This window comes from Leptolyngbya sp. NK1-12, assembly GCF_032598965.1.
Lineage (GTDB): Bacteria > Cyanobacteriota > Cyanobacteriia > Elainellales > Elainellaceae > Elainella.
In genome coordinates, this window is sequence record NZ_CP053586.1 from 6,300,454 (window position 1) to 6,323,937 (window position 23,484).

The following is a 23,484-nucleotide window of genomic DNA, read 5'->3' on the forward strand; positions in this document are numbered from 1 at the left end:
TTGCAGCAGGATTTTCAAACGCATCGAATTGGTTTGAAGGCTTCAATTCTCCTTATTGCAGGATGTAGAATAAAAGCTTATAACTCTTTGAATCGCTCAACGCTTATGGCACCCCAGGTTTTAGCGCATCCCTTACCGTCAGAACAGCGTGTAGTTTTAGAAGGCGTAAGCTGGCAGCAATACGAGATTTTGCTGGCAACATTGGGCAATGACTTTCCGAATCTGCGCTTGAGTTATCTGGAAGGAATTTTGGAAATTATGGCAACATCTCCAGAACATGAGGAGATTAAGACAATGATTGGATTGCTCATAGAAGCTTATTTTCAAGAGACTCGCACTCGGTTTCATGGGATGGGTTCAGCAACGTTTCGCAAGGCGGCTAAGCAACGAGGATTGGAACCCGATGAATGTTATTGCCTGGAGCATAAAAAAGAGTTTCCTGATATTGCCATTGAAGTTGTGCTGAGCAGCGGAACGGTTGACAAACTAGAGATTTATCATGGCTTGCAGGTGGTTGAAGTTTGGTTTTGGGAAAATGGAGCTTTTCAGATTTATCATTTACGTGCTGACCATTACGAACCAGTTGTAAGCAGTGAATTATTGCCAAAGTTGGATATGGAGTTGCTGGCTAGATGTGTTAGACCAGAGGAACAGTTTGATGCCGTGATGGAATTCCGCGATGCAATTCGTCAACAGCAGCAAGGTCAATAAGCTGAGTATGGCAAATTGGGATAGTCTTCGCTCTTTCCCGCTTAACTCACCGATGGAATTTTGGCGATCTCTGTGACTTGCAGCACTTCAGGAAATTGTTTCCAGGGAATATTGCCGTCTTTGCTGGTGAGGTAGAGTTGACCAAATTGCAGCAGGGCTTCTAGGGAACTTTGGTGAAGAGGCAGATGGCTTTGTCCATTGCCTTTGAAGCTGAACAGATCTATACTAAATGTATATACAATATGTGTATACACTTGATGTTTTTTGAATGGGATGAGCATAAAAACAGACAAAACCTTAAGAAGCATGGGATTAGCTTTGAAGAAGCTCAGGCTATTTTCGATGGGATCGTTTTCACCCGATTTGACGACCGCTTTGATTATGGTGAGGTACGAGAAATTAGCATTGGAGCGATTCAAGGAGTTGTAATTATTGTTGTCATTCATACTGAAAGAAATGATGTGATTCGGATTATTTCAGCTCGACTTGCCACACGAAAGGAGCGGAAAGACTATTATGACTATCTCACCAGAGAGACTTGAAGAACTGCAATCAATTCCTGATTCGGAAATCAATCTATCTGACATTCCAGAATTAGATGAAAATTTTTGGAAAGAAGCTCAAATGGTTCGACCAAAACCGAAGAAAGCGGTTTCTTTGCGTCTTGATAATGATGTTTTAGATTGGTTCAAGGGGCAAGGCAAAGGATATCAGTCTCTAATCAATTCGGTTCTCAGATCCTATGTTGAACATCAAATAAAACTAAGTAAGGAATAATGCTTCATCAATCACCACTCCTGCGCGATGCGTTCTCGGTAGCAAATCTGAGCTAATTCAATCGTTAGTTTTCCCTCATGATTGACGGTAGCGATCGTCTCGATGGTTTTCATCTTGAAACCTTTCCCCTATGTTGAACGCTAGTCATAGTATGGCCCTCATCCGGCTCTATGCCGATGGAATTTTGGCAACCTCTGTAGATTGCAGCACTTCAGGGAACTGTTTCCAGGGAATGTCACCCTCTTTGCTGGTGAGGTAGAGTTGACCAAATTGCAGCAGGGCTTCTGCTGCGGTGGCGGGGACGTTGGTGAAGAGATAAGTGGCTTTGTCTGGGGCAGAAAAGGCTACTGAACAAGGACGGGAGCAAGTCCACAAACACCCTACTGCACGAATTTCTAACTCGTCTCGATCGAACCAATGTTGATGCAGATCGAGCAACTGATTGAGCAAAACAGTACCTTCAGCTTTTTCGTAGTCAATCTCTTTTGAATGAATAGAGTTACAAGATTTACAGATAAATAAGACGTGCTTTGACATGAATATTTCACTACTCCTTTACTAGATATCTGAACAAATCATCTAACACAGCATTGGCAGCCAGAATACTATCGCCAATCCAGTAACTCGGTACTTCATAAACCTTGCCTTCTTGAACAACCTTTAGTTGTGACCAGAGTGGATCAGCTTTCAGCTTTTCTAGCGTGGTATTTACTTGTTGAGCAGTTTCAGCGTTATATCCATACGTCCACAAAAACATCACATCTGCATCCAGGTCGCGAATACGTTCTTTACTAAGTCGCTGCTGACCATTCCACTCTCTGTCTTGAGCAGGTGGACGAGACAATCCGGCATCTTCTAAAATGCTGCCACAGAATGAATCTTTGAAATATATCGCGATCGCTTCTGGATAAATACGAACCACTGAAACTTTAATTTGATTCAAGCGCTTCTCTGCTGAAAGCGTTTTATCAAGTCCCATTTCAGACTTAAACTGCACTAATCTAGTTTCATAATCAGTCATCAATTGCTGAGCTTGGTCAACTCGTCCTAATGCTTCAGCCTGTTGGAAAAAGACATTCTTCCAATCTGAACCAGTTTCCCAACTTGCCAAAACTGTTGGCGCAATCTGGGTCAGTTGGTTGTAGATGGCTTGATGGTATGAAGCAGCCAGAATTAAATCAGGCTTTAGGGCAACAATGGTTTCTAGACTGGGTTCCACTCCCGGTAGTTGCTCGATACCTGTGAGACGTTCTCCAAGCAGAGATTCAGATTCGCCGGAAAAAACTCCTGCAATCGGTTTAACCCCTAACGCTACTGTATTGGCCGCATCACTAAGACTGACAACCCGTTGCGGATGGTGGGGGACGCAAGTTTCACCCATTGAATGCTGAATCACTCGGCAGTCTGATGAAGTGACTGACAAGGTTGAAGACGGGGAATTGAGAGATGATTGATGAATGCAAGCTGAGATGAGGCAAACGGTGAACGCTGTGAGGATAAACAAACCGAGAGAGAACCTTCTCCAAAAGCTTAGAGAATGATTGCAACTTTTCCATACTTGACGCAGTTTATCCTTCACACCACTAAAACTCCACTGATACTGTTGCTAGCACCGTAAGCGGTGAACCGGGGTTAATCGCTGTTCTAAAATTGGGAACAGACTCAATGTAATCCACATCAAACAAATTTTTAACATTGATTGCTGCTCGCCAATTATCTCTACGATAAAAAAGGCTGGCATCCGTGCGAACATAACTGGGGACTTGAAACGAGTTCTCAGCATCTCCCTGACGTTCACCGATAAAGAATAGTCCTAGCCCAAAGCCTAATCCCTGCAAATCGCCAGACTGAATCTCGTAAGTGCTCCATAGACTCGCAGCATTCTCTGGTACGCCAAACAGTCGATTGCCCTCAAGGGGGCTGTTGTCTCTGGTAATCTCAGCATCTGTGTAGGCATAGGAAGCAATCACGTTCCAACCAGGAAGAATTTCTCCAATCACATCGAATTCAACTCCTTGGCTTCGTTGCTCTCCAATTGCAATACTAAAGTCTGAATTCTCTGGGTCGGTAGTAGCCACATTGCTCCGGGTTAAGTGGTAAGCCGCTAAATTGGTGACGAGTCTGCCATCCAACCACTCCCCCCTCATGCCAATTTCATATTGTGTCCCTCTCACGGGTTCAAGAATAGAGTTATCAACCATTCTGCCAGAATTAGGTGCAAACGATTGGCTAAAGCTGGCATAGAGAGACAATGGCTCAATGGGTTGATAAACAATACCGATTCGTGGTGTAAATGCTTCATCTTGTTGCTGAGACTCACTCTCTCCAAACCTGCCTCCCAATTCAGTTCGTTGATCTACAATATCGAATCGACCACCCAGTAGTAATTTCAAGTTATCAAGGAGCGTAACTTGATCTTGGAGATAGATTCCCAGCAAATCGATTTGTTCGTTGAAGATTCCGGCTCCCGTTGGAAATTCATCTTGTTCGGGACGAGCCGCAATGCCATAGTCTGGATCAAAAACGTTGATGCTAGGGGCATCTGTGCCAAATGCTTCAGAATCGTATGCCTGCCGTTCTAGATCAACCCCAAACAGCAGCGTATGTCCAATTGAACCAGTAGAAAATTCACCAATAACATTGGTTTGTAGGGCATATCCATTGACGAAATATTCCTGGTCTTGCCAGGTTCTGGTTAATATACCTGTGCTTTCATCAAAACTCTGCGGTTGAGCCCTTTGATTGGGTAGATAGGCATCCGTAAACCGAAATGCATTCCGGATTCTCCAGTTCTCGCTAAATCGATGCTCCAGCCGATAGCCGATAGAGAATTCTTCATTCCTGACAATATCGTCTGGTTCACCTAAAATGCGCTCAAACGGAATATCCACAACATCGTCGCCGTCAGCAATCAGCCCTCGATCAAACGGGCGCTCATCGTTGAGATACTCCAACTCCAGGGTTAAATCAGTCCGATCGCCAATTCGCCATAAAACCACTGGAGCGACAAAAATACGCTCAACCCCCTGATCAAAGTCACGAAACCCATCACCTCGCTCATATGCCAGATTTAATCGATAAAGCAAGGTACGGTTTGCGTTCAATGGACCCGACAAGTCAACGGTGGGGCGAACAAACCCAAAGCTTCCCGCTTGTAGCTCGGCTGAGTAAAATGGCTCTTCCAGTGGCTGTTCGGTGATGATATTAATCAGTCCGCCTGGTTCAATTGCACCACCAAAAATCGCAGAAGCTGGACCCTTAAGAACTTCTATACGTTCAATATTGGCAAGATCTCGCACACCACTGAAGCTCCCATTGGCTCGAAATCCATCCCGCAAGGTACTACCGAGTTGGAATCCCTGCTGAAACCCTCGAATGATAAACCGATCCCCAGTATTTCCAAAGGTGTTTCCTTCAACTACTCCACTGACATTTCGAACCGCGTCTTGTAGCTCGGTAACAGCTTGGTCTTCTATAACTTGTCGCGGCACCACCTGAATTGATTGAGGAATGTCTCTTAGTAGTGTATCTGTTCGAGTTGCGGTTGACGCATCCGGAACCGCATATCCGTCTTCTTGCTCCCCTGTCACAACAACTTGAATCGCATCCTCATCTTGTGCGGCATCTGTTTCAGTTCCCGGAGTCACACTGAGCACCAACCCTTGCGCTTCTGCCCTCACCTCTGCTGTAGGCGGTGCATCCGTCCCTGTAATCGCCACGCGTACGCGATCATTGGGCAAACTTGTCACAGAAACTAGCGCAACACCTTCGACTGGGTTCGCTTGAGAAAATTCATCGCCTTCTGGTAAAGCCAACACCGCATTTGAAATATTTGCGATCAGCGCATTGCCGATCGTTTGAGTTGCTGGGGTTGAGAGTTCCCCCTCAGCCGTTTCCAGCACTATCTCCAAACCTGTCTCGCTGGTCTCGACCCGTACTCCCGTAATTTGCACCAAAGAAGCTTCAATTTGGGCAAGCCATTCTTCGACGGTTGTAGCAGGTTGGTCATTCGTTATTTGTCCGTTGTCATTCGTCATCTGTCCTTCGGGATTATCCAATGACAAATGACCCGTGACGAATGACGATTTCCCTTCCTCTTCTGCCCAAACAGGCTGAACAACCAATAAGCTCGGCAGAGCTACAATCAACTGCCCCAAAACGCCCCATTGTATCCGCATACGTCCTCACACCAAGTTGGTTAGCACTTCAATCAAGCTAATTAGGAATGACTTTCAAGAAGCTTACCCTGGTAATGAAGAGGTTGACTAGCATTTTTGATCTGTAGACACACTTTTTTGATCCGTGGAGGCACTTTTTGAAACAAGAGGCGGCTCAGGCAACCAAAGGTAGAGGCAGGCGGACTAAGTGAAAAATCAAGTAGGATCAAAAACAACATCAGTAGATAGATCGTAAATCCTGTTGAGATCCCCCCTAACCCCCCTTACAGCAAGGGGGGAACCGAGCCAAAAGTGCTTGAAGTCCCCCTTTTTTAAGGGGGATTTAGGGGGATCAAACCCAAGCTTTGGGACGAAGCGGACTCATTTTCGCTCTACTGAGCCGACTTGAGATATCGCCATGACTCAAACAGCGCAGCAACAGACACCCAGACTCATCCCAGCAAAAATCACCCTTGAGCAATATCACCGTATGGTTGATGCGGGGATCTGGGATGGCTGCCATGTTGAGCTATTGAACAGAGTCGTTGTCGAAATGCCGCCCGAAGGAACCCCTCATGCCAGTGATTCGAGCCGAACTGGGGAGTTTTTGATCCACCGACTAGGACAACGCGCTCATGTCAGATTTGCCAAACCCATTACCCTTTCCAATCATTCAGAACCAGAGCCAGATTTGGCGATCATCTAACGGCTTGATGATTATTATCGCAGTCACCATCCCTATCCAGAAAATATATTTTGGTTGATTGAGTATGCCAGCAGTAGCCTGGAGAAAGATATGGAAAATATCAATCTCGACAAGAACTGATATCGGGCAGCATCAGTCCCTTAGCATTTCCTGATGTGGTGATTGATGTAACGCAACTGCTTAGATAAATCGGTCATTCATTAAATCTCTTTTCGTCGTTGCAACTGAAACGCTTTGGGATTGATACCAAACTTCTTGCGAAAGGCAGCAGCAAAGTTACCTCGGTTCGCATAGCCCACCCTTGCCGCAACTTGCTCGATTGAAATATCTGGATCACTAAGCAACTGCCGGGCTTGTTCTAGGCGGCGATCGCGTACATATCCAAACGGAGTTGTTCCCAGCATCTGACGAAATCCCTCATTCAGCTTCCGGCGATTCACCCCCACCTGCCGCGCCAAATCCAGCACCGAAGGTGGACTGTCCAGATTTTGTCCCAGCAGCATTTGAGCCTGGTGAATCCGATCGATCTCATCCGATCGCAGCGATCGAGTATCCGACAAGCTACGTGGCTTTTTATCCATCAGCAGTTGAGAAAACTGCAACGCCATCAATTCTAAAACTTTGCCTTCGAGGTACATGCGTTTTGTTAGCCCCTCGTAGGGACAATTCAAAATATGCTGCAAGACAGACTGCATGGCGATCGTGGTCGTTCCCGTGCAAAAGTAAGTCAACCGATTGGCATCGCCAATAAGCGGTTCTAAACATTCAGGCAATAATTCAGGTTGACCCGTAACCAGCGTTCCAAGTAGCTGTGATTCAAACTCGATCGTCAGCAACAAGCGGTGCTCATGGGCTGAATGCTCTGAAGTTCCACCCGGACAAATCCCACTGCCAAACAGAAAATGAGTTCCAGGACTCAGGGAAGTATGATCATTCCAGCTACGGTGATTCCATTTCCATTGTCCTGCAATCACGAATCCTAACTCTATTGAGTGTTCACGGTCAGAAGATGTAATACGTAAATCTCTTGATGCCACATGATCAAAGATAAATAGACCCAGTCCAGGACGTAATTGCATCTCTCGACGGTATCCTTTCCCAAGCGGCTTGGGATACTCCACAGTTGCTTCAAATCCACTCGAAGCACAAACAATTCTGCTGCGCTCGGCTTCCTCAAACAGCTTGTGACAATCTGTTCCGCACAGGGTAATGGTCATGCGCTTCCCAATATCAATCAAGAATCAAGGTAAGGATTAAGGTCCAGTTATCAAACTGACGATCTCCTTAAATAAAAAAGTTTCTCATTAATTCTCATTAATGCATAATATAGGAAAAATCTCAAGGATGCAATAACGGGTGATGCTAAATAGGTAAGGAGACATTGTAGTGGTGAACAAAGTACCAAATTGCCCAAATGTAAATTGCCCAAATGTGATTCTCTAGCTTGTTGGAGAATGATAATGCCTTCCTCACCCAACGCGACACACACTGACGCAAGGTGCAGTAGCCCCTCAGGCATGTCTCCATCTGGATTCCCCGTAAACGAGCAAAACACCTCCAGCTCGATATGAACATTCCCCCACTTGACTCGCTGATTCGCATATTGTTTCCCACGTTCTCCTAGCGCAATGCGGCTGCCAAAGAGGTAGTACGGAATTGCAACAGCAAGTACAGCAACCAACGACCGATAGTTGAATAACACCAGCTGAGTCGGCCAGCCAGACAATCCCGGCCAGCGATTGCGGCTAAACGTAAGTTCTTTCTTAAGAAAATGAGAATGATTATTATTCTCTCAAATAAGAGTAGTATGCTTCTAGAAGTCAAAGCTGCTCAGTCGTTCTCATCGCATATTGCAGTGGGAATGGCGAGTGTTTTGCTGCATTTTTGTGCGAGTAATAATTGGAGTAAATATATGGAAGCAAATTCATTCTTGAATGACGCTATTTACCTGGCTGAGAATCCGGATATAGCAAAAGCAGTTGCTGAAGGAAAGTACGCCTCAGGTAGAGAGGAATACGAAGCAATCGGACAATATCAAGAACGCAATGGTGTCGTTTTTAGCGGTACAGAAGGCAACGATCGCATTCAGTCCTCTGGGCAAAAATCGTCTGTGGTGGGTGTGAAGATTAAGACGGCAAAATCGGCAGGTAGACTAATCACTATCGAAGCCGAGACACTTGGCGTAGGCGAGTTGGATACGCTTCAAGGTTCACCCGGACGCAATATCTTTTACCTCGGTGACAATGCGACCGAAACACCGCAGGATTTTTATCTAGGCAACGGCGATCAGGATTACGCGCTGATCCATTTCTTTGATCCAACCAGTGAAGATGCAATTTATCTAGCAGGCAGCCCTGAAGATTATCAGTTTGAAACCGTAGACAGCAATGTCCAAATCTCGAAAAACGGCGATCTGATTGCCATTGTAGAAGGCATTTCCAGACTCATCCCCGATGGGCTGTTTACAAACAAGGGAATTTTGCTGTTTGCGCCCCAGAATGCCTACTATGCTCGCCGCAGTCAACCCTATTTCAACGAACCTGCGTATCTAGCTGCCAATTCCGATGTGAAGGAGTTGCTGGATTCCGGCGAGTATAGCTCTGGCTGGGATCACTTTATGCAAAAAGGCAGCGACGAGGGACGGCAAACTTTTTTCAATGGTGTGGTCGGCAATGATAGTTTTTTCTATCCATTGGGCAATGCAATTGTAACAGGAATGCCCATCACCGAATACGATCCAGCTACTGGTGCAATCAAAACGGCGACTACGGGAAGCGGCGACTATGACCATTACCACGGTGCCTTTGGTGTGAATCGTTTTCTGGTCGGAAACGCCGGAGTCGATTTCTATGTAGGGCAAGGCGAGCAAGATCATGCGCTGATTGGTGATTTTGATCCCAAACAAGACGAGCTGATTGTGGCTCAGGCAATTCAAAACTACAAATTTGAAATTTATGAGGAGGAGTTTGGAGGCGAAATTTACCCGCTGTTTCAGCTCTCGACCCAAGCTGGCGATGTGATTGCCCGCCTCGAAGATCCAGAGCTAGAATTGGTGCAGTTGCCCAGCACGATTCCTGGCACCTATGCGCTAGTTTCTCCTGAAAATGAACGAATCCAGCAACTGCAAGCTTCTTTCTATGAAGCCTATTACCTAGCTGCGAATCCAGATGTGGTGGCGGCGGTGAAACAAGGGGAGTACAAGACTGGCTTTGAGCAGTACCTCAAGGTAGGGCAATTTGGTGAATCTGACCGAGAAATTGCTGGACTGTTCGCAGGTACCGATGGTAACGATACGGTAACCGGATTCGGTAGCGAGTTTTTGCTGTTTGGAGTTGCGTTGACAGAAGTAGATGCCGAGCAAGAAGCCTATAAAACCGGCAGTATGGGCAAAGGCGAAGTGGATACCCTAATCGGTGCACCCGGATTAACCACGTTTATGATTGGCAATGATCACCTACTCAGTCCTGAGACTGAACCAGCAGCCTTCTACGTTGGCAATGGTGATGCAGATTACGCGCTGATCCAAAACTTCGATCCGCTGGAAGATTTTCTGTTTACCGGCGGCACGGCAGAAGATTATGTTTTCCAATCGGTAGATAATAATTTGAATATTTCCACCAGTGACGGTGATTTGGTAGCAGTCATCGAAAGCGGCGGTTCTCTGACGCTGAAGTCGTTTACCATTCCCGAGCGCCCCAACGGATTAGTGCTGGTCGATGCCACCAATCCGATTTTGCAGCAGTTGGGTGGGTAGATCACGGAGTAACCTTCCCCAGCCCTAAAGGGCGGGGCTTTCAGCAGCCCTAAGAACCATATCCTGCAAAGAGCAAGACAGAATTCTTGAGCCTCCAGGCTGCGTTACGGACAGCCCGATTAATTCAATAACTTTTGCACCATTATCATCAGCGTGACCATGCCAGCCACAATGCCCACACCTGAAAGTCTTCTCACTTCGCAGCCCAATATGCAGACAGCGATGACAAGTTTGACTGCTGTAGGCGGGATTCACTGCAACAACCTCTACTCCTTCCCTGATGCCTTTGTAGGTCAGGAATTGCCGCAACTGGTAGAAGGCCCAGTTATTGCTGCGTCGTCTTTCGGTTTTGTTGCGAGGCTGCTGGTTCGTTCGTTCCCTGATTCCAGTCAAATTCTCAATTGCAACAATGGCATTGAGCGATTTGGCTTCACGGATGATGGCAGCGCTGATGCTATGGTTCAGCCAGCTTTGAAAGCGTCGTTCTTTCCCCGACAGCCGTTTCAGGAGTTCGCGGCAGCGCCGTCTAGAACTCCTTGTGCCTTTCGTTCGCGTAGCGTCTCGTTTACGAGAGGCTTTCGCCTGAACGGATGCTCTCGTATTGCTGAACTTATCCCTGATTTGATTCAACTGCTTGCCGTCCCAACTCTTTCCGGTGCTGGTTCTGGCAATCTCCCTACGTCCAAAGTCAACGCCGATCACCTTATCCGACTTGATTGGGTCGGGTGCCTTCTCGGTCAATTGAATGTGGATATAGTATTGCCCGTCTTTATGCTTGCAAAGCTGGGCAGAAGTCGGTTTACGCCCTTTCAGCTTACCACGCTGGTAGTTGCCGACATTGAGCTTAATATGCTCACGGCAACCCAGCAGCGTCAGGCTGACAGACCAATCCTTTTCTCTGAAGGCAAAGATACGGGCATCGTAGTCGGCAGAAGTAGGGCGAAACTGCTTGACTGTCTCACCCTTAGCCTTTGCCGCTTTACGATTCATCCCAACACGGGCGCAAGCTCTAACCGCTTGATTTGCGCTCAAGCCGAACTTTTCCCGCAACTCGCCATAAACCTGAGCCTGTATGGTTGCCTTGCTGGTCGTCTTCGACTTGACCTGCTCATTGGCGTAGTTGCAAGCATCCGCAAACGCCTGAAGCAGTGCCTCAATTTTAGAAGCCTGTTCAAGTGTCGGTTGAAGCTTGCAAGCCAGTGTCAGAGTTTGTTCCATCCTATAATTATATCACCTGTGAGGTGCTTGTGTCTCATTGCTCGCCTACGGCTCGCTCGCTATCCCTCCCCATGCCTAAAGGCAGGGGCCTCCCGCGATTTTCGGTGAAGTAACGAACAATTGGGGTGGAGACAGCGCACTCTGCACCCCTTTTGAATAAACTCACCCCGTCCCTGCGGCGGGTATTACGGTTCACGTGACCGAATACGAACGCTCCAAGGTTGGGGAATCTAACCCCAAATAGATTGAAAATTAAGTAGAACAACATGATTAAACATGAAACCCAAAGGGGGTGTTGTTGCCCGAAGGGCGGGGACAACACCCTGATCTTGGTTTTAATTAAGTTGAATTTACTTATAGCCATCCTTTGCAGGATATGAAGGGGTGCAGGGGTTTCACCCCTGCGTGGGGGCACCGCCTCCACACCCCCTGTTCACAACCTGTTTATGAAAGCTGTAATTGAAAAATTGAGTAGGATCAAAAAACAGACTAAATGGATTGAAATCCCTTTCTGGGGCCATACCGCACCGTTCTAAATTCCACCTGGTTGGCATAGGGATTGTAAAGTGTATAGGTTGCCTGTCCAGGAATTCGTCCAACATTACCCACCCCAATCACTTGCCGCGGTTTAACGAGTGTCGCTTGCGGTGGAGCTATGTGATCTAAGGTTGTGACGCTGGATGTAATGCTACCCTGCTGGATTTCATACTGGAATGTCAATCCCGAACGACCGCAGAACAAATAATTGGCATCCATCCGCATCAACCGATCCAGCATTTGAATCGGTGGTGTATTGGGAGTCAATTCGTCGCTGACGCTAACTGTGCTGCCGTGAATTAGTAAGCAGTCGAGTTCAAAGAAACCGAAATCAAGCGATTGAATCCAGTTCACCGTAGAGCGAGGAATAGCATCCCATAATGCCTTGACCTGCTCTGCACCATAGTGCTCGATTAATTCAGTGGGTTCTCCGGTTCGTCCTGATCCATGCAGAATCAGCAACTGCTCTTCCCACCAGCCTCGGCAGACTTGCGGTTCGGGTTCATGGTCACGAGGCGATCTGATCCGCTGAATTACGTTTGCACTAGCAGGTGTCGCCGCAATTATATCACCCAAAATATACAGTTCTGCGACAGGTTGTCGCTGCCGTTTGATATCTGCTAACACAGCTTCATAGGCGGCCAAATTACCTTCAATCCCGCTCAAAATCGCCCAAATGGTCATTATTTCTGTACTACAAACTTTGTAGTTTTGAATCACTGCAACTACTCTGCAAACGCCAACCAACCGCTAAACATAAATGCTGTGTAGAATCGAACTGCGTTCTTAAACCCGGTTTGCTGAAGTAATTCAAGCGTTCGTGATTCTGGAATACAGGGAAGATGCTGTTGCATTCGATTTACGAATTCTGTTAAGCGCTGTGGCTCCATCCCCGCTAACCTCGCTCGTGTCTGCCAGCCTTCAACCAGTAATTTGAACGCATCAGATTGCTTATCGCCTTGTAGATCAACCAACAGAAACGGGCTGCCCGGTTTGAGTCGAGCGGCGATTGCCTGCAAGTAATCGAGCTTGGAGCCATCATCTGGTAAAAAGTGCATGACTAACAGGCTGGTTGCGGCATCAAACCGTTGCAGTGGCAGATCACCCACCACGCCTTTGTGCAGGGTTACTCGTTCACCGATACCCAGTTGCTCAACCTTAGATCGAGCAACCGCCAACATATTCTCGGACGGATCAACCCCCGTGAATTGCCAATCAGACTGTATACTGCTCAAGGTTTCCAGTTCATTTCCACCTCCTGCACCGACAATCAGGAGATGAGCCTGATTGGGTAAATGATGCTGAAACAAAGCAGCCACCATACTCAACAGCGCATCGTATCCCGGAATGCTCTGACGGGCTGCCGTATCATACTCGGTAGCAGGTCGGGCAGAAGGAGAATCGAAGTCAAAAGGGTGATAGGTCATTTTATCGCTCACATTATCACTCACAAATTACCGCTCACACACATGGGTTGGATCATCGGCGCGTTCAGCAAATTCTAATCCTCTAGCCAAACGCCACGCAAAAATGGATGGCAAACCCTTTTCAACAATTGCAGCGCAGGTTTTTTGATAGTCATATTCGACTTCCCGTAGCGTTACCTGTTCGGTCTCCGTGTCGTAAAGGACATAGGTGGCGTTGGGCCTACCGTGACGCGGCTCACCGACCGATCCGGCATTGACAATTCGCTTTAACGGAGCTGAAAAGTTGCTAGTTTGCTGGTTTGGCCGTTGGCTCGATTGCCCCGAACTCACCCGCACCTGAAGTTGACCGGCCTCCAGTTGGCGGACATAGGGAATATGGGTATGTCCACAAAACAATGTATCTGCACCTGTTGCTAAAACTCGCTCCATCGCCGTAAACGCATGCATATCCGGCAACATATACTCATGTTGACTGTGGGGACTACCATGTACAAAGCAGAGATTACCATCGCGTAAGCTAAGCGGCAGTTGAGCCAAAAATGACCGTATTTCTGGATGAATTTCTTGATTCGTCCATTCATGGGCTAACCGCCCCCGTTTTTCCGCCAACAGCGATGGATAGCTACACTCACAGGCATTCAAACCTTCCACCACATCTTCATCCCAGCAACCCTGACAAGTTGGAATATCGAGTGAGCGAATCATCTCCACCACCGCATTAGGATACGGACCATAGCCTACCAGATCCCCCAGGCAATAGATCTGCTCAACCTGGTGCCGATCAATATCCAACAGCACCTCGTTCAGGGCTTCGTAATTACCGTGAATACAAGATATAACTGCAATTTTCATCGAATTAATCTCGATTTGAATTTAAGTCCCGTTCAAATTTGAAACTCCCACCCATCCACCGTTCGGCTGCGCCGCTCACGGCGCAGCCCATCCACCCCTCTACCCATCCTCTAAAAACTCCCGCACCTGTTGCTGGTAGTAAGCAAGTGTTCGATCGTCCAAACAGCAGTCTTTCAGAGTTTGGGCAATGGCTGTCTCGTCCAACTTTTCCCCTACGACTTCAACCCCGCTAAAGCGGTTGGGCCGGCCCTCTAACCAGCGCGGCAGGTTCAATTCGGTAGAAGTGGATTTAGGATCTCCGGCGACAAAATCGAAATAGAGGGATCGGCCATCGGCTACCTCAAAAATTCCTTTTGCCCGCTGGACAGGGCCATAAGCTCCGTTGATCAGTTCGTCCCAAATGGTGGTTAAACTGGCAAAATCTAGCACCTGTCCAGTGAGTAGAGAGCGCCAGAGCTGCGGAGGTTGCAATGTTACCCTCGTTTCGGTTCCGGTGACGATCACATCGGCCCAGTCATGCCATTCGGTTTGTCGAGTGCTGGGGGGCAAGACGGCCACTCGGTGGCAATCAGCAAATTCAGTTGGCAAAACCAGAGAGCCTAAATCAATGTGAAAATCCAGTTCGATGTAAGTCTGGTATTTAGTAAAGTCCGCCAATTCGGGCAGCCAGCTTGACCAGACCACCAACTCAGGTACTTCAGCAGCTAGGTAGGTGGCATCAATCCGAACAGCGTCGGCTCCAAGATTGAGATAGGCGAATCGTTCAGCACCGTCGAACTGTTGCCGGATCCAGGTAGTTTTGCCCGCACCAGACGGGCCTGCGACGAGGGTAAGAGGAACCATTTGCATCGAGAGCTAGCAGTCTTTTAGTTCAGGGGTTTGATTCAGAATTTGGCTGCGTATAGATGTGAAGTCACGGTAAGCCTGCGAGTCTAGTCCGTCTGGGCGAAATGCGGCCAGGTTATGGCAATTTTGAAAGGCCAGCTTCACGTTAAAGTGACGCTCCACGGCACCCCGAATCGCATCGCCGCCCACCATGCGCAACAATTGGCCCCGTGCTTGTTCATCGGGTGGGGCGACGGCGTAATTGGCCCATTCTTGCCCTTCCTGCTCAAGGCAGTGAGCCAGCTTCTCAACAATAGTCCAGGCATAGGGCAACGATTGCCGAATTGTTTCTACAAAGGCTGATTCATTAACCTGGCCAGCAGCGGCCTGTTGGACCAACGCTTCACTGACATTCAGAGACATAGGGACTCCTGACGGTTTTTCAACATTGATATCGACCTATAATATAGCTAAAATGATAATCATTCTCAGATTTCAGATTTAATTCATGGTTGATGCCTCTGCTTTGCCGGATGCCATTGAGCTAGCGATTGTGGGAGCCGGCCCCCATGCTCTAACGTTAGTTGCCCACTTGCTGCAAAAGCGCCAAGCTCTGCGGGGTCGCTGTCTTGTATTTGATCCCAGTGGCAGTTGGATGCGGCAATGGCATCACCAGTTTGCGGCCTTTGAGATTCCCCATTTGCGCTCGCCTGCCGTGCACCATCCAGATCCGGATTCCTTTGCCCTGCGCCGCTTTGCTGAATCGCGCCCCGCTGAACTGTTTCCTCCCTACGACCTACCAGGAACCCAGCTATTTCACGATTTTTGCCAGTCAGTAATTCAGCGGTGGCAGTTGCAGGATTGCGTCTACCCGGCTCAGGTTTTGCGAGTCGAGCCGCTGCGTCCGCGCTTCCGGTTGGAGTTGCATAGCGGCGAAACTATCGTAGCCCGACGGGTAGTGATCACGGGGGGCGGCGGTAAACCTCAATGGCCGGCTTGGGTCAGCCAGATTGCAACTCCGTATCCAAGTGACCGTCTCCAGCATTCCCACCAGATCGACCTGAGAAAGATGAACCTGAGGGGCGAAACAATTCTGATTGTTGGCGGTGGGTTGACCAGTGGGCATTTGGCGTTAGGAGCAATCGCCCGCGGGGCCAACGTCATCCTAATGGCTCGGCGTTGCCTCTATGAAAAGCTGTTTGATGCCGATCCGGGTTGGCTGGGACCGAAGTACCTGAAGCACTTTTGGGACGAGCCGACTTGGGCAACTCGCTTCCAGATGATTCAGCAAGCCCGCAACGGTGGCTCCATGACGCCGGCCATCATGACTCAACTGCGGCGTGCCCACCATGACGGCAAACTGACGTTCTATGAGCAGTGCCAAGTGACGGAAGCCGCTTGGTTAGGCGATGGTTGGCAGATTACTTGCGCTCGTTCTCTGTCTGCGAATGCGCAAGCTGTGGAACATTATCATCCCACCATACATCCCACCATACACGAGTGCATTCATTCCCAGTGCATCGAACGTCTTGAACATCTTGAACGTCTTGAACGTCTTGATCAGATCTGGCTCGCCACCGGCACCAGGCTGGATATGACGCAAGACCTGCTGCTGAGCCAATTGTTGGAACAATCTTCCATCGAGGTGGTGAATGGACTGCCAGTATTGGATGAGCATTTGCGCTGGCAGCCCCGTGAACTAGCCGGTGAGCTGTTTATTATGGGTGGGTTGGCAGCGCTTCAGGTAGGCCCGACGGCTCGCAACCTATCGGGGGCTAGAATGGCGAGCGAGCGGATTGTCCCAGCCATCACTAAGCCGACCCTAGCCATGACGTTTCGCTAAAGCGCATGCATATCACTGATTATTCTTGTCTCCATTCATCGCTTCATCAATCCAACGTTTAATCGTCGGAACAACTTCGTGAATCGAAATTTCTGCGGTCTCGCGGCTAGCGCGTTTCACCACTTCCACCTTGCCCTGCTGAATCGAGCGTCCGGTGACGATCCGGTAGGGAATGCCGACCAGATCCGCATCTTTGAATTTGACGCCAGCTCGTTCGTCGCGGTCGTCTAACAAGGCTTCGACGCCGGCTTTGGTGAGTTCGCTGTAGATCACTTCGGCTGCCGACACCTGATCGTTATCGTTGATGTTAGGAATCGTCACAATTACCTGATAGGGGGCAATCGCTACCGGCCAGATAATCCCATCCTTGTCGTAGGATTGTTCTACTGCTGCCTGAGCCAAGCGCGACACGCCAATGCCATAGCAGCCCATCACCAGCGGCATTTCCTCACCCTGTTCGTTGGTGTAGGTGGCCCCCATTGCTTTGGAATACTTGGTGCCGAGCTGGAAAATATGGCCGATTTCGATGCCGCGAGCGCTCTGCAAGGTTTGCTTCGGGTCATGCACCGCCCGCTCGCCCACCATTGCTTTGCGCACATCCACAATTAGCTTGGGTAACTCATACTGTTTGCCCCAGTTGGCTCCGGCAACGTGATAACCCGACTCGTTTGAACCAGTCACGAAGTTCTTCAGTTCCACTGCCGTTTTATCCACCATCCGCAAGAACTTGGTCGCTAGATTTTTGGTTTTCTGGATGTAGCTATCGGCCAGATCGGGAGCAATGTAGCCCAGCGGTAACGGTTTGGCCGCCCACTGCTGCTGATCCTCTTCACTCGGGACCTTCAGCCCAATCACGGCGCTGCCACCATACTCAGAGGCCAATTTGCTCAACTCGTTTTGCAGCTTCACCTCATTCACATCCTGATCGCCCCGTATGCTGACCAACACCAATACATTCATGCCGTTGTCGTAGGTGACTTGATACAGCACGTTCTTCAGAATCAGCGTCGGCGAGCATTTCAGCAGTTCAGACAAGCTGGCGATGGTTGGAGTATTGGGCGTATCCAGCTTTTCAAATTTTTTGTAGGGAGACGAGGCGACAGCGGCGGGCAGGGAAATCGCCTTTTCCACGTTGGCGGCGTATTGGCCATCTTCGGTGTAGAGCACTTCGTCTTCGCCGGCATCGGCCAGTACCATGAACTCTTGGGAACCAGACCCCCCGATCGCGCCTGAATCCGCATCTACTGCTCGAAACTTCAGTCCGCAGCGCCGCAGGATGTTGTGATAGGCGTCGTGCATTTTGCGATACGACTCCTTCATTCCGGCTTCATCGGCATCGAACGAGTAGGCGTCTTTCATAATGAACTCGCGTCCGCGCATCAGACCAAACCGGGGCCGAATCTCATCCCGAAACTTGGTTTGAATCTGATACAAATTCAGCGGTAACTGCCGGTAGGAGCGGATCATGTCGCGGGCAATCGCGGTGATCACCTCCTCGTGGGTCGGACCCAAACCCAACTCCCGTCCCTGCCGGTCGGTGAGGGCAAACATAATGCCTTCGGCTTTGGTATAGGTCTCCCAGCGGCCCGATTCTTTCCACAGTTCCGACGGCTGAAGCTGGTTCAGCAAACATTCCTGCGCCCCAGCCGCATTCATTTCCTCCCGCACAATTTGGGAAACCTTCTGCAACACCCGCCACAGCAACGGCAAATAGGAAAAAACGCCACTGCCAATGCGGCGCATATAGCCGGCTCGCAGTAATAGCTTATGGCTAGGAATTTCTGCCTCTGCTGGATCTTCTCGCAGCGTCACAAACAGCATTTGAGACAGGCGCATGGTTTCGGTTCCTTATCAACTGGAGGTTCGATATTCCAGTCTAGAACATTGTGTTCGGTTGCAAGCCATCAACCTATACATCAGCGGATTTTCACCTTGCCTTCTGAGGGCAAATTGTCTCAGCGCAGCAACTTTTCAATTGAAATCGCCAGATCGGGAAAGGCCACAGGTCGAATCTCGTCTTGGGTGAATTCTTGCCGAGATTGATAGTCGCCGTTGATTGGCTCTCGAAATACAATCAGCTTGTTCTCGGTTAGATCCACCACCCAGTATTCTAGAATGCCTGCCTCGGCGTAAATTTTGGTTTTGATCTCTAAGTCTTTGCTGAGGCTGGTGTGGGAATATTCAATCACCCAAAAGATATTTTCTGGATAGGGATGGTGCTGGTCGTATTCGTCGTCTAAGCGCTGCACAACGGCAATATCTGGCTCTGGCTCGGAGCGATTTGGCAGTGTAATCGGTGCCGCAGGGCGAACTTGAGCGCGATTGCCCAATAGTTGACTCAAATACTCTCCAGTTTTAATTCGTTTATTGGCGTGGGGTTCTCCTTCGGGCGACATTTCAACGATTTCTCCCTGCAACAGCTCCACATGGCGATTGTCTAGAATACCCGCCGCAATCATCTGATGGTATTCGTCTAGCGTCCATTTAGCAATTGTGAGGCTCATAGCGCTATCCTTCACGTGAGTTATGGCAACTCGGTTGATTCCATCTGATTCTAAAAAATCAGCAATTTCAAGCAACGTTCAAGTCAAAAAACGTCAACGAAAAGTCAAAAATTATTGACAAATAGCCCAGTACGGTTGTTTTGACTGGGTATTTCCTCTATGCTGAGCGTTGCTGGTACCCAAATCAGCCGATCAGCTTAAGGTGACGGCACTGGTCATGAGTGTTAGGCGCACCCATAACCAGCTAACCTAACTTCCTGTAACCGGCAGGAGGCTAGGCTGTGTCGATTGTGGCACATCCTCGCTAATACCGAACAGTGGTTAGGGCAACCACACCTTAAGCTTTTCTTCTCCGTAACTAAAAATTAGCGAGGACAATTCATATGACCACAGAGTTCAACGAACTGCTGCCCGTTTCGCATGGCGAGAAAACGCAAATCTGGATTGTTGGCACCCGCGATGATGTCTTGCATACAATCAACGAGTTTTGCGTCAAACGCATTGCCACCGACCGAGCCAAATTCACGCCACTCGTTCCGGCTCCGTTTGCAGCAGGCAAATACATGACGGTGTTAATCAGATAGAATGACGGTCTGAATAACAGCCTAAATAGTAGGGGCGGGATGATCTCGCCTCTATATACTCATGAGTGTTGAAGCTTCTGGTAATTTAACTAGATTGACTGTGCCTTTAGGGATTTTCGTTTCTCCGGGTTTCAATGATTAAATCACGCAAGCATCCTAGCTCTTGCCGGATCAATTGCTCGTGTAATGACTCATATCAAATCCGACTAAACGCCCTAAATCTAAATGCCGCGTTGTACAGGCGTTTCGGCAAAATATTGTATCAGGCGTTTCGGCAAAATATTGTATCAGGCGTTTCGGCAAAATATTGTACAGGCGTTTCGGCGAAATATTGTACAGGCGTTTCGGCGAAATATTGTACAGGCGTTTCGCCGAAACGCCTCTACGCGAACTCTGGCTGATCAACCGGATTTGGTATCAAACCTATATTCACGATTAATACAAACTTTTTGACGATCGTGGCTTTGCTGCGTGATGATGGGGATTAGTGCAATTTTTGGCATGTGCTGGTTTCAGCATTGAGCTGGCGGCATCCTGTTTATCCCCTCGCAGTTGGAGCAAAAGACAAGCTATGAGCTTTACCGTGCTCATTTTATTGATTCTGGGACTGGTGTTACTGGTTCTGGGTGCAGAGGCGTTGGTCCGAGGCGCGTCCAGATTAGCTACGATTGCTGGCATTTCGCCGCTAGTGATCGGACTGACAATTGTGGCCTATGGCACCAGTTCACCTGAAATGGCGGTGAGCACAATAACGAGCCTGTCGGGTCAGGCTGATATTGCCTTAGGAAACGTAGTGGGCAGCAACATCTTTAATGTGCTGTTCATTTTGGGCGTATCCGCATTAGTTGCTCCGCTGATTGTGGCCCAGCAGTTGATTCGTTTAGATGTGCCAATCATGATTGGTGTGTCGGTGCTGGCCCTAGTGTTTGGTGTAGATGGCAGGATCAGCCGCGTAGATGGGGTAATTTTATTTATTCTGGGCGTCCTCTACACGGTTTTCTTGATTTACCAAAGCCGCAAAGAGTCAAACCAAGCAGTACGAGACGAGTACGAGCAAGAGTATGGCCGAGTGGCAGAACGCTCGCCTTTACAGTGGCTGATCAATATTGGCTATATCGTTGGCGGCTTAGTCCTGCTGGTAATCGGTTCGCGTTGGCTAGTGGATGGTTCGATTACCATTGCCCGTGCCTTGGGAGTCAGCGATCTGGTGATTGGCTTGACGATTGTGGCGGCTGGGACTTCTCTGCCCGAACTAGCAACATCGGTCGTGGCTAGCCTCAAGGGAGAGCGGGATATTGCCGTGGGCAATGTAGTGGGCAGCAATATTTTCAATATTCTGGCCGTGCTGGGACTCTCCGCAATGGTCGCCCCGGATGGCGTTAATGTCTCTACCGCTGCGCTTGGATTTGATATGCCCGTGATGATTGCGGTTGCCATCGCCTGTCTGCCTGTGTTTGCCAGCGGTAATTTGATTGCCCGTTGGGAAGGCTTTGTGTTCGTGGGATACTACATCGCCTACACGATCTATCTCATCCTCGACTCCACAAACCACGACAGCCTGCCGCTGTACAGTTCTGTGATGCTGTGGTTCGTGATGCCGCTAACGGTACTGACCTTAGCCATCGTTGCCAGTCGGACGTTTCGCTTCCAGAAGAAATTGCGGGGTTAGCTATCAGATCTATCGGATTGTGAAGCCTCTTTCTGCGTTGCTTCTGCCTCTGCTTCAGTTATTTCCTCGACTACCTCGTCATCGAACTCGTCATCGAACTCGTCGGCCATTGCCTCTACCCATTGCTGAATCACATCGGTGGCTCGGAAGGTAAAGTTGCCGCGCCAGTGCTCGAAGGCTTCAACCTGTCGCATTTGCAGCGCCATTGGTAAGCCGAGCCGATCAATTTTGTCGGGGTGAATGATTAGCTCTTCGATTTCGGGGTGGGGCTGGTTCATGTGCTGATCTAGATAGGCTTGCAGTGCCTTTTCCTTGCCTTCTGGGTCATCGGCATAGTCGGCTTCAATTTGCTCGAACTGCTGCTCCATTTGGTGCGCCAAACAGGGAACATTTTCCCGATCGAAGAACGGATCCAGCGAGGGATGAATTTCGCGATTTGGCATGTCTTCCAGGGAAAATAACCGATTCACAATCCGCATATGGGTTGGCGTGGCTGCATAGCGGTTGATGCGTTTGTCAAAAAAGTCGATGGCATGGGTGGCTCGCTCAAACGAGCGTAGATCTAGCAGCATTTGCTCCTCACCCCGAAAGGTGAAGTAGCCTAGAATCAAGGGCTTATCGGCAGCGGTGAGAGCACCATACGAACGGGTAAATCTCAGTTTTTTGGCTTCGGCTTCATAGAGCCAATTCCAGCGGTCCCGCTCTGGTTCGTATTCAATGCACTTGAGCTTTTGCAGCGCACTCAAGACAGTTTTCTTTTTGTTCTTGAATATCTGATAGTAAATCCGCACCGGCTGATAGGGTTCACCAGTTTTGACATTGACGAGTTGTTTTTGAGGCTGATTTTGAGTCGTCATGGCAGATTCGGGCACGATTCAACACAGAATTTTCTCTATATCCTAAAGGGTTTCCTTCAGAAAGCAGCCAAACTGCAAGAATCACATGGTCAAAAATCAGAGCTAAACTGGGAAAGCGGTTTATGCAAGGGTTTCAAGTATTTTTCGCTCATGAGTGTTTCGCCCATAATTGTTGCCACGTTCTACAAATTTGTTCGTCTACCCGACTGTGCCGAGATACAGCCCACGCTGCTCCAACACTGCACCGAACAGAATATTCGCGGCACGATCTTGCTAGCAGCAGAAGGTATTAACGGCACGATTGCGGGGACTCGTGAAGCGGTTGACCAAGTGCTGGCCTATCTGCGCTCCGATGCCCGACTGGCCGATTTAGAAGCCAAAGAATCCTTTGCCCCCACCATGCCCTTTGAGCGGTTGAAGATCCGCCTGAAGCGAGAAATCGTCACCCTGGGTGTGCCGGTTGACCCCAACGAACAGGTAGGAACTTATGTTGAACCACAGGACTGGAATGCACTCATCTCCGATCCAGATGTGATTGTAATCGATACACGCAATCAATACGAAGTGAAGATTGGCAGCTTCAAGGGAGCGCAGAATCCAGGCACCCGCTCCTTTCGAGAGTTCCCAGACTATGTGCGACAAACCCTCGATCCAACGAAGCATCAGAAAGTGGCGATGTTCTGTACCGGCGGCATTCGTTGCGAAAAGGCTTCGGCCTATCTGCTGGCGCAGGGATTTCAACAGGTCTATCACCTAAAAGGCGGCATTCTTAAGTACCTAGAAGCAGTGCCTACAGCGGAGAGCTTATGGCAGGGCGAGTGCTTTGTATTTGATCAGCGGGTTGCGGTCCAGCATGGATTAGAACCAGGCAACCATGAGATGTGCGTGAGCTGTGGGCATCCTATTGCTGAGGCTGACAAGGCGTCCCCCTACTACGAGGAGGGTATTTCCTGTCCCTACTGTTTCGAGGATCTGACGCCCGAAAAGCGTCGCCGTCAAATCACCCGACAGCAAAACCGGGGACGCTATCCTCTGTAGATAGAATTGAAGAAGTGCGCCATAT

General features: G+C 48.9%; 23 protein-coding genes. 9 read left to right on the forward strand and 14 right to left on the reverse strand.

All coding sequences use genetic code 11. The annotated features are described in order from the left end of the window. Entirely contained in the window at positions 1 to 711 is a 711-nt protein-coding gene (locus HJG54_RS27030) for a Uma2 family endonuclease (RefSeq protein WP_316432317.1), read from the forward strand. Positions 712 to 752: 41 nt separating this feature from the next. Here the strand turns inward: HJG54_RS27030 and HJG54_RS27035 are convergent, their stop codons facing one another. Beyond that, on the reverse strand, positions 753 to 965 hold the full coding sequence (locus HJG54_RS27035) for a DUF1636 family protein (protein WP_316432318.1): 213 nt from the start codon (positions 963 to 965) through the stop codon (positions 753 to 755). A 3-nt stretch (positions 966 to 968) separates the two neighbouring features. Here HJG54_RS27035 and HJG54_RS27040 point away from each other — a divergent pair, with 3 nt between their 5' ends. Next, positions 969 to 1,253 carry a BrnT family toxin gene (locus HJG54_RS27040; RefSeq protein ID WP_316432319.1) on the forward strand — a complete coding sequence of 95 codons (285 nt, stop codon included), beginning with the start codon at positions 969 to 971 and terminating at the stop codon, positions 1,251 to 1,253. Next, a complete protein-coding gene (locus HJG54_RS27045; protein WP_316432321.1) occupies positions 1,228 to 1,488 on the forward strand; it encodes a BrnA antitoxin family protein in 261 nt (86 codons plus the stop codon). The genes HJG54_RS27040 and HJG54_RS27045 overlap by 26 nt, the downstream gene beginning before the upstream one ends. Positions 1,489 to 1,656: 168 nt before the next feature. Here the strand turns inward: HJG54_RS27045 and HJG54_RS27050 are convergent, their stop codons facing one another. The 3 genes from HJG54_RS27050 to HJG54_RS27060 form a co-directional block, all read right to left on the reverse strand. Continuing rightward, on the reverse strand, positions 1,657 to 2,025 hold the full coding sequence (locus HJG54_RS27050; protein WP_316432322.1) for a DUF1636 domain-containing protein: 369 nt from the start codon (positions 2,023 to 2,025) through the stop codon (positions 1,657 to 1,659). Between the two features lie 10 nt (positions 2,026 to 2,035). Next, entirely contained in the window at positions 2,036 to 2,869 is an 834-nt protein-coding gene (locus HJG54_RS27055) for an iron-siderophore ABC transporter substrate-binding protein (RefSeq protein WP_316432323.1), read from the reverse strand. A 202-nt stretch (positions 2,870 to 3,071) separates the two neighbouring features. After that, on the reverse strand, positions 3,072 to 5,666 hold the full coding sequence (locus tag HJG54_RS27060; protein WP_316432324.1) for a TonB-dependent receptor: 2,595 nt from the start codon (positions 5,664 to 5,666) through the stop codon (positions 3,072 to 3,074). Between the two features lie 397 nt (positions 5,667 to 6,063). On the opposite strand from HJG54_RS27060, the gene HJG54_RS27065 reads away from it, so the two are divergent. Next, positions 6,064 to 6,351: a Uma2 family endonuclease gene (locus HJG54_RS27065; RefSeq protein ID WP_316432325.1), complete on the forward strand. Its 288-nt coding sequence runs from the start codon at positions 6,064 to 6,066 to the stop codon at positions 6,349 to 6,351. 200 nt (positions 6,352 to 6,551) lie between these two features. Here the strand turns inward: HJG54_RS27065 and HJG54_RS27070 are convergent, their stop codons facing one another. Next, the gene (locus HJG54_RS27070) at positions 6,552 to 7,568 is read right to left on the reverse strand and encodes a helix-turn-helix transcriptional regulator (RefSeq protein WP_316432326.1); all 1,017 of its coding nucleotides are present in this window, start codon (positions 7,566 to 7,568) and stop codon (positions 6,552 to 6,554) included. Positions 7,569 to 8,263: 695 nt separating this feature from the next. Between HJG54_RS27070 and HJG54_RS27075 the strand changes: the two genes are divergently transcribed. Beyond that, a complete protein-coding gene (locus HJG54_RS27075; protein WP_316432327.1) occupies positions 8,264 to 10,105 on the forward strand; it encodes a hypothetical protein in 1,842 nt (613 codons plus the stop codon). Between the two features lie 24 nt (positions 10,106 to 10,129). Here HJG54_RS27075 and HJG54_RS27080 read toward each other — a convergent pair whose 3' ends face one another. The 6 genes from HJG54_RS27080 to HJG54_RS27105 all read right to left on the reverse strand — a co-directional run bounded on the left by HJG54_RS27080 (position 10,130) and on the right by HJG54_RS27105 (position 15,387). Further along, positions 10,130 to 11,323, reverse strand: a complete 1,194-nt coding sequence (locus tag HJG54_RS27080) for an RNA-guided endonuclease InsQ/TnpB family protein (protein WP_316432328.1) — start codon at positions 11,321 to 11,323, stop codon at positions 10,130 to 10,132. A 489-nt stretch (positions 11,324 to 11,812) separates the two neighbouring features. Then, positions 11,813 to 12,544 (reverse strand): metallophosphatase, encoded by a 732-nt coding sequence (locus HJG54_RS27085; protein ID WP_316432330.1) that lies wholly within the window; start codon positions 12,542 to 12,544, stop codon positions 11,813 to 11,815. Between the two features lie 41 nt (positions 12,545 to 12,585). Next, entirely contained in the window at positions 12,586 to 13,287 is a 702-nt protein-coding gene (locus tag HJG54_RS27090; RefSeq protein WP_316432332.1) for a class I SAM-dependent methyltransferase, read from the reverse strand. A gap of 27 nt (positions 13,288 to 13,314) precedes the next feature. Next, positions 13,315 to 14,139 (reverse strand): metallophosphoesterase family protein, encoded by an 825-nt coding sequence (locus tag HJG54_RS27095; protein WP_316432333.1) that lies wholly within the window; start codon positions 14,137 to 14,139, stop codon positions 13,315 to 13,317. A 99-nt stretch (positions 14,140 to 14,238) separates the two neighbouring features. Beyond that, on the reverse strand, positions 14,239 to 14,982 hold the full coding sequence (locus HJG54_RS27100; protein ID WP_316432334.1) for a GTP-binding protein: 744 nt from the start codon (positions 14,980 to 14,982) through the stop codon (positions 14,239 to 14,241). A gap of 12 nt (positions 14,983 to 14,994) precedes the next feature. Further along, positions 14,995 to 15,387 carry an SCO5389 family protein gene (locus HJG54_RS27105; protein WP_316432335.1) on the reverse strand — a complete coding sequence of 131 codons (393 nt, stop codon included), beginning with the start codon at positions 15,385 to 15,387 and terminating at the stop codon, positions 14,995 to 14,997. A gap of 85 nt (positions 15,388 to 15,472) precedes the next feature. Between HJG54_RS27105 and HJG54_RS27110 the strand changes: the two genes are divergently transcribed. Further along, a complete protein-coding gene (locus HJG54_RS27110; RefSeq protein WP_316432336.1) occupies positions 15,473 to 16,807 on the forward strand; it encodes an FAD/NAD(P)-binding protein in 1,335 nt (444 codons plus the stop codon). Between the two features lie 12 nt (positions 16,808 to 16,819). Here the strand turns inward: HJG54_RS27110 and HJG54_RS27115 are convergent, their stop codons facing one another. Beyond that, positions 16,820 to 18,643, reverse strand: a complete 1,824-nt coding sequence (locus HJG54_RS27115; protein WP_316432337.1) for a proline--tRNA ligase — start codon at positions 18,641 to 18,643, stop codon at positions 16,820 to 16,822. 119 nt (positions 18,644 to 18,762) lie between these two features. Next, complete coding sequence (locus tag HJG54_RS27120) at positions 18,763 to 19,311, reverse strand: Uma2 family endonuclease (RefSeq protein WP_316432338.1); 549 nt, start codon at positions 19,309 to 19,311, stop codon at positions 18,763 to 18,765. 383 nt (positions 19,312 to 19,694) lie between these two features. On the opposite strand from HJG54_RS27120, the gene HJG54_RS27125 reads away from it, so the two are divergent. Together HJG54_RS27125 and HJG54_RS27130 are read left to right on the forward strand one after the other, a co-directional pair. After that, complete coding sequence (locus tag HJG54_RS27125; RefSeq protein ID WP_316432340.1) at positions 19,695 to 19,895, forward strand: hypothetical protein; 201 nt, start codon at positions 19,695 to 19,697, stop codon at positions 19,893 to 19,895. Positions 19,896 to 20,466: 571 nt separating this feature from the next. Then, positions 20,467 to 21,564 (forward strand): calcium/sodium antiporter, encoded by a 1,098-nt coding sequence (locus HJG54_RS27130; protein ID WP_316432341.1) that lies wholly within the window; start codon positions 20,467 to 20,469, stop codon positions 21,562 to 21,564. Here the strand turns inward: HJG54_RS27130 and HJG54_RS27135 are convergent. Further along, a complete protein-coding gene (locus tag HJG54_RS27135; RefSeq protein ID WP_316432342.1) occupies positions 21,561 to 22,421 on the reverse strand; it encodes a hypothetical protein in 861 nt (286 codons plus the stop codon). The two genes, HJG54_RS27130 and HJG54_RS27135, sit on opposite strands and share 4 nt — an antisense overlap. A gap of 150 nt (positions 22,422 to 22,571) precedes the next feature. Here HJG54_RS27135 and HJG54_RS27140 point away from each other — a divergent pair, with 150 nt between their 5' ends. Further along, a complete protein-coding gene (locus HJG54_RS27140; protein ID WP_316432343.1) occupies positions 22,572 to 23,459 on the forward strand; it encodes a rhodanese-related sulfurtransferase in 888 nt (295 codons plus the stop codon). Positions 23,460 to 23,484 lie beyond the last annotated feature (25 nt).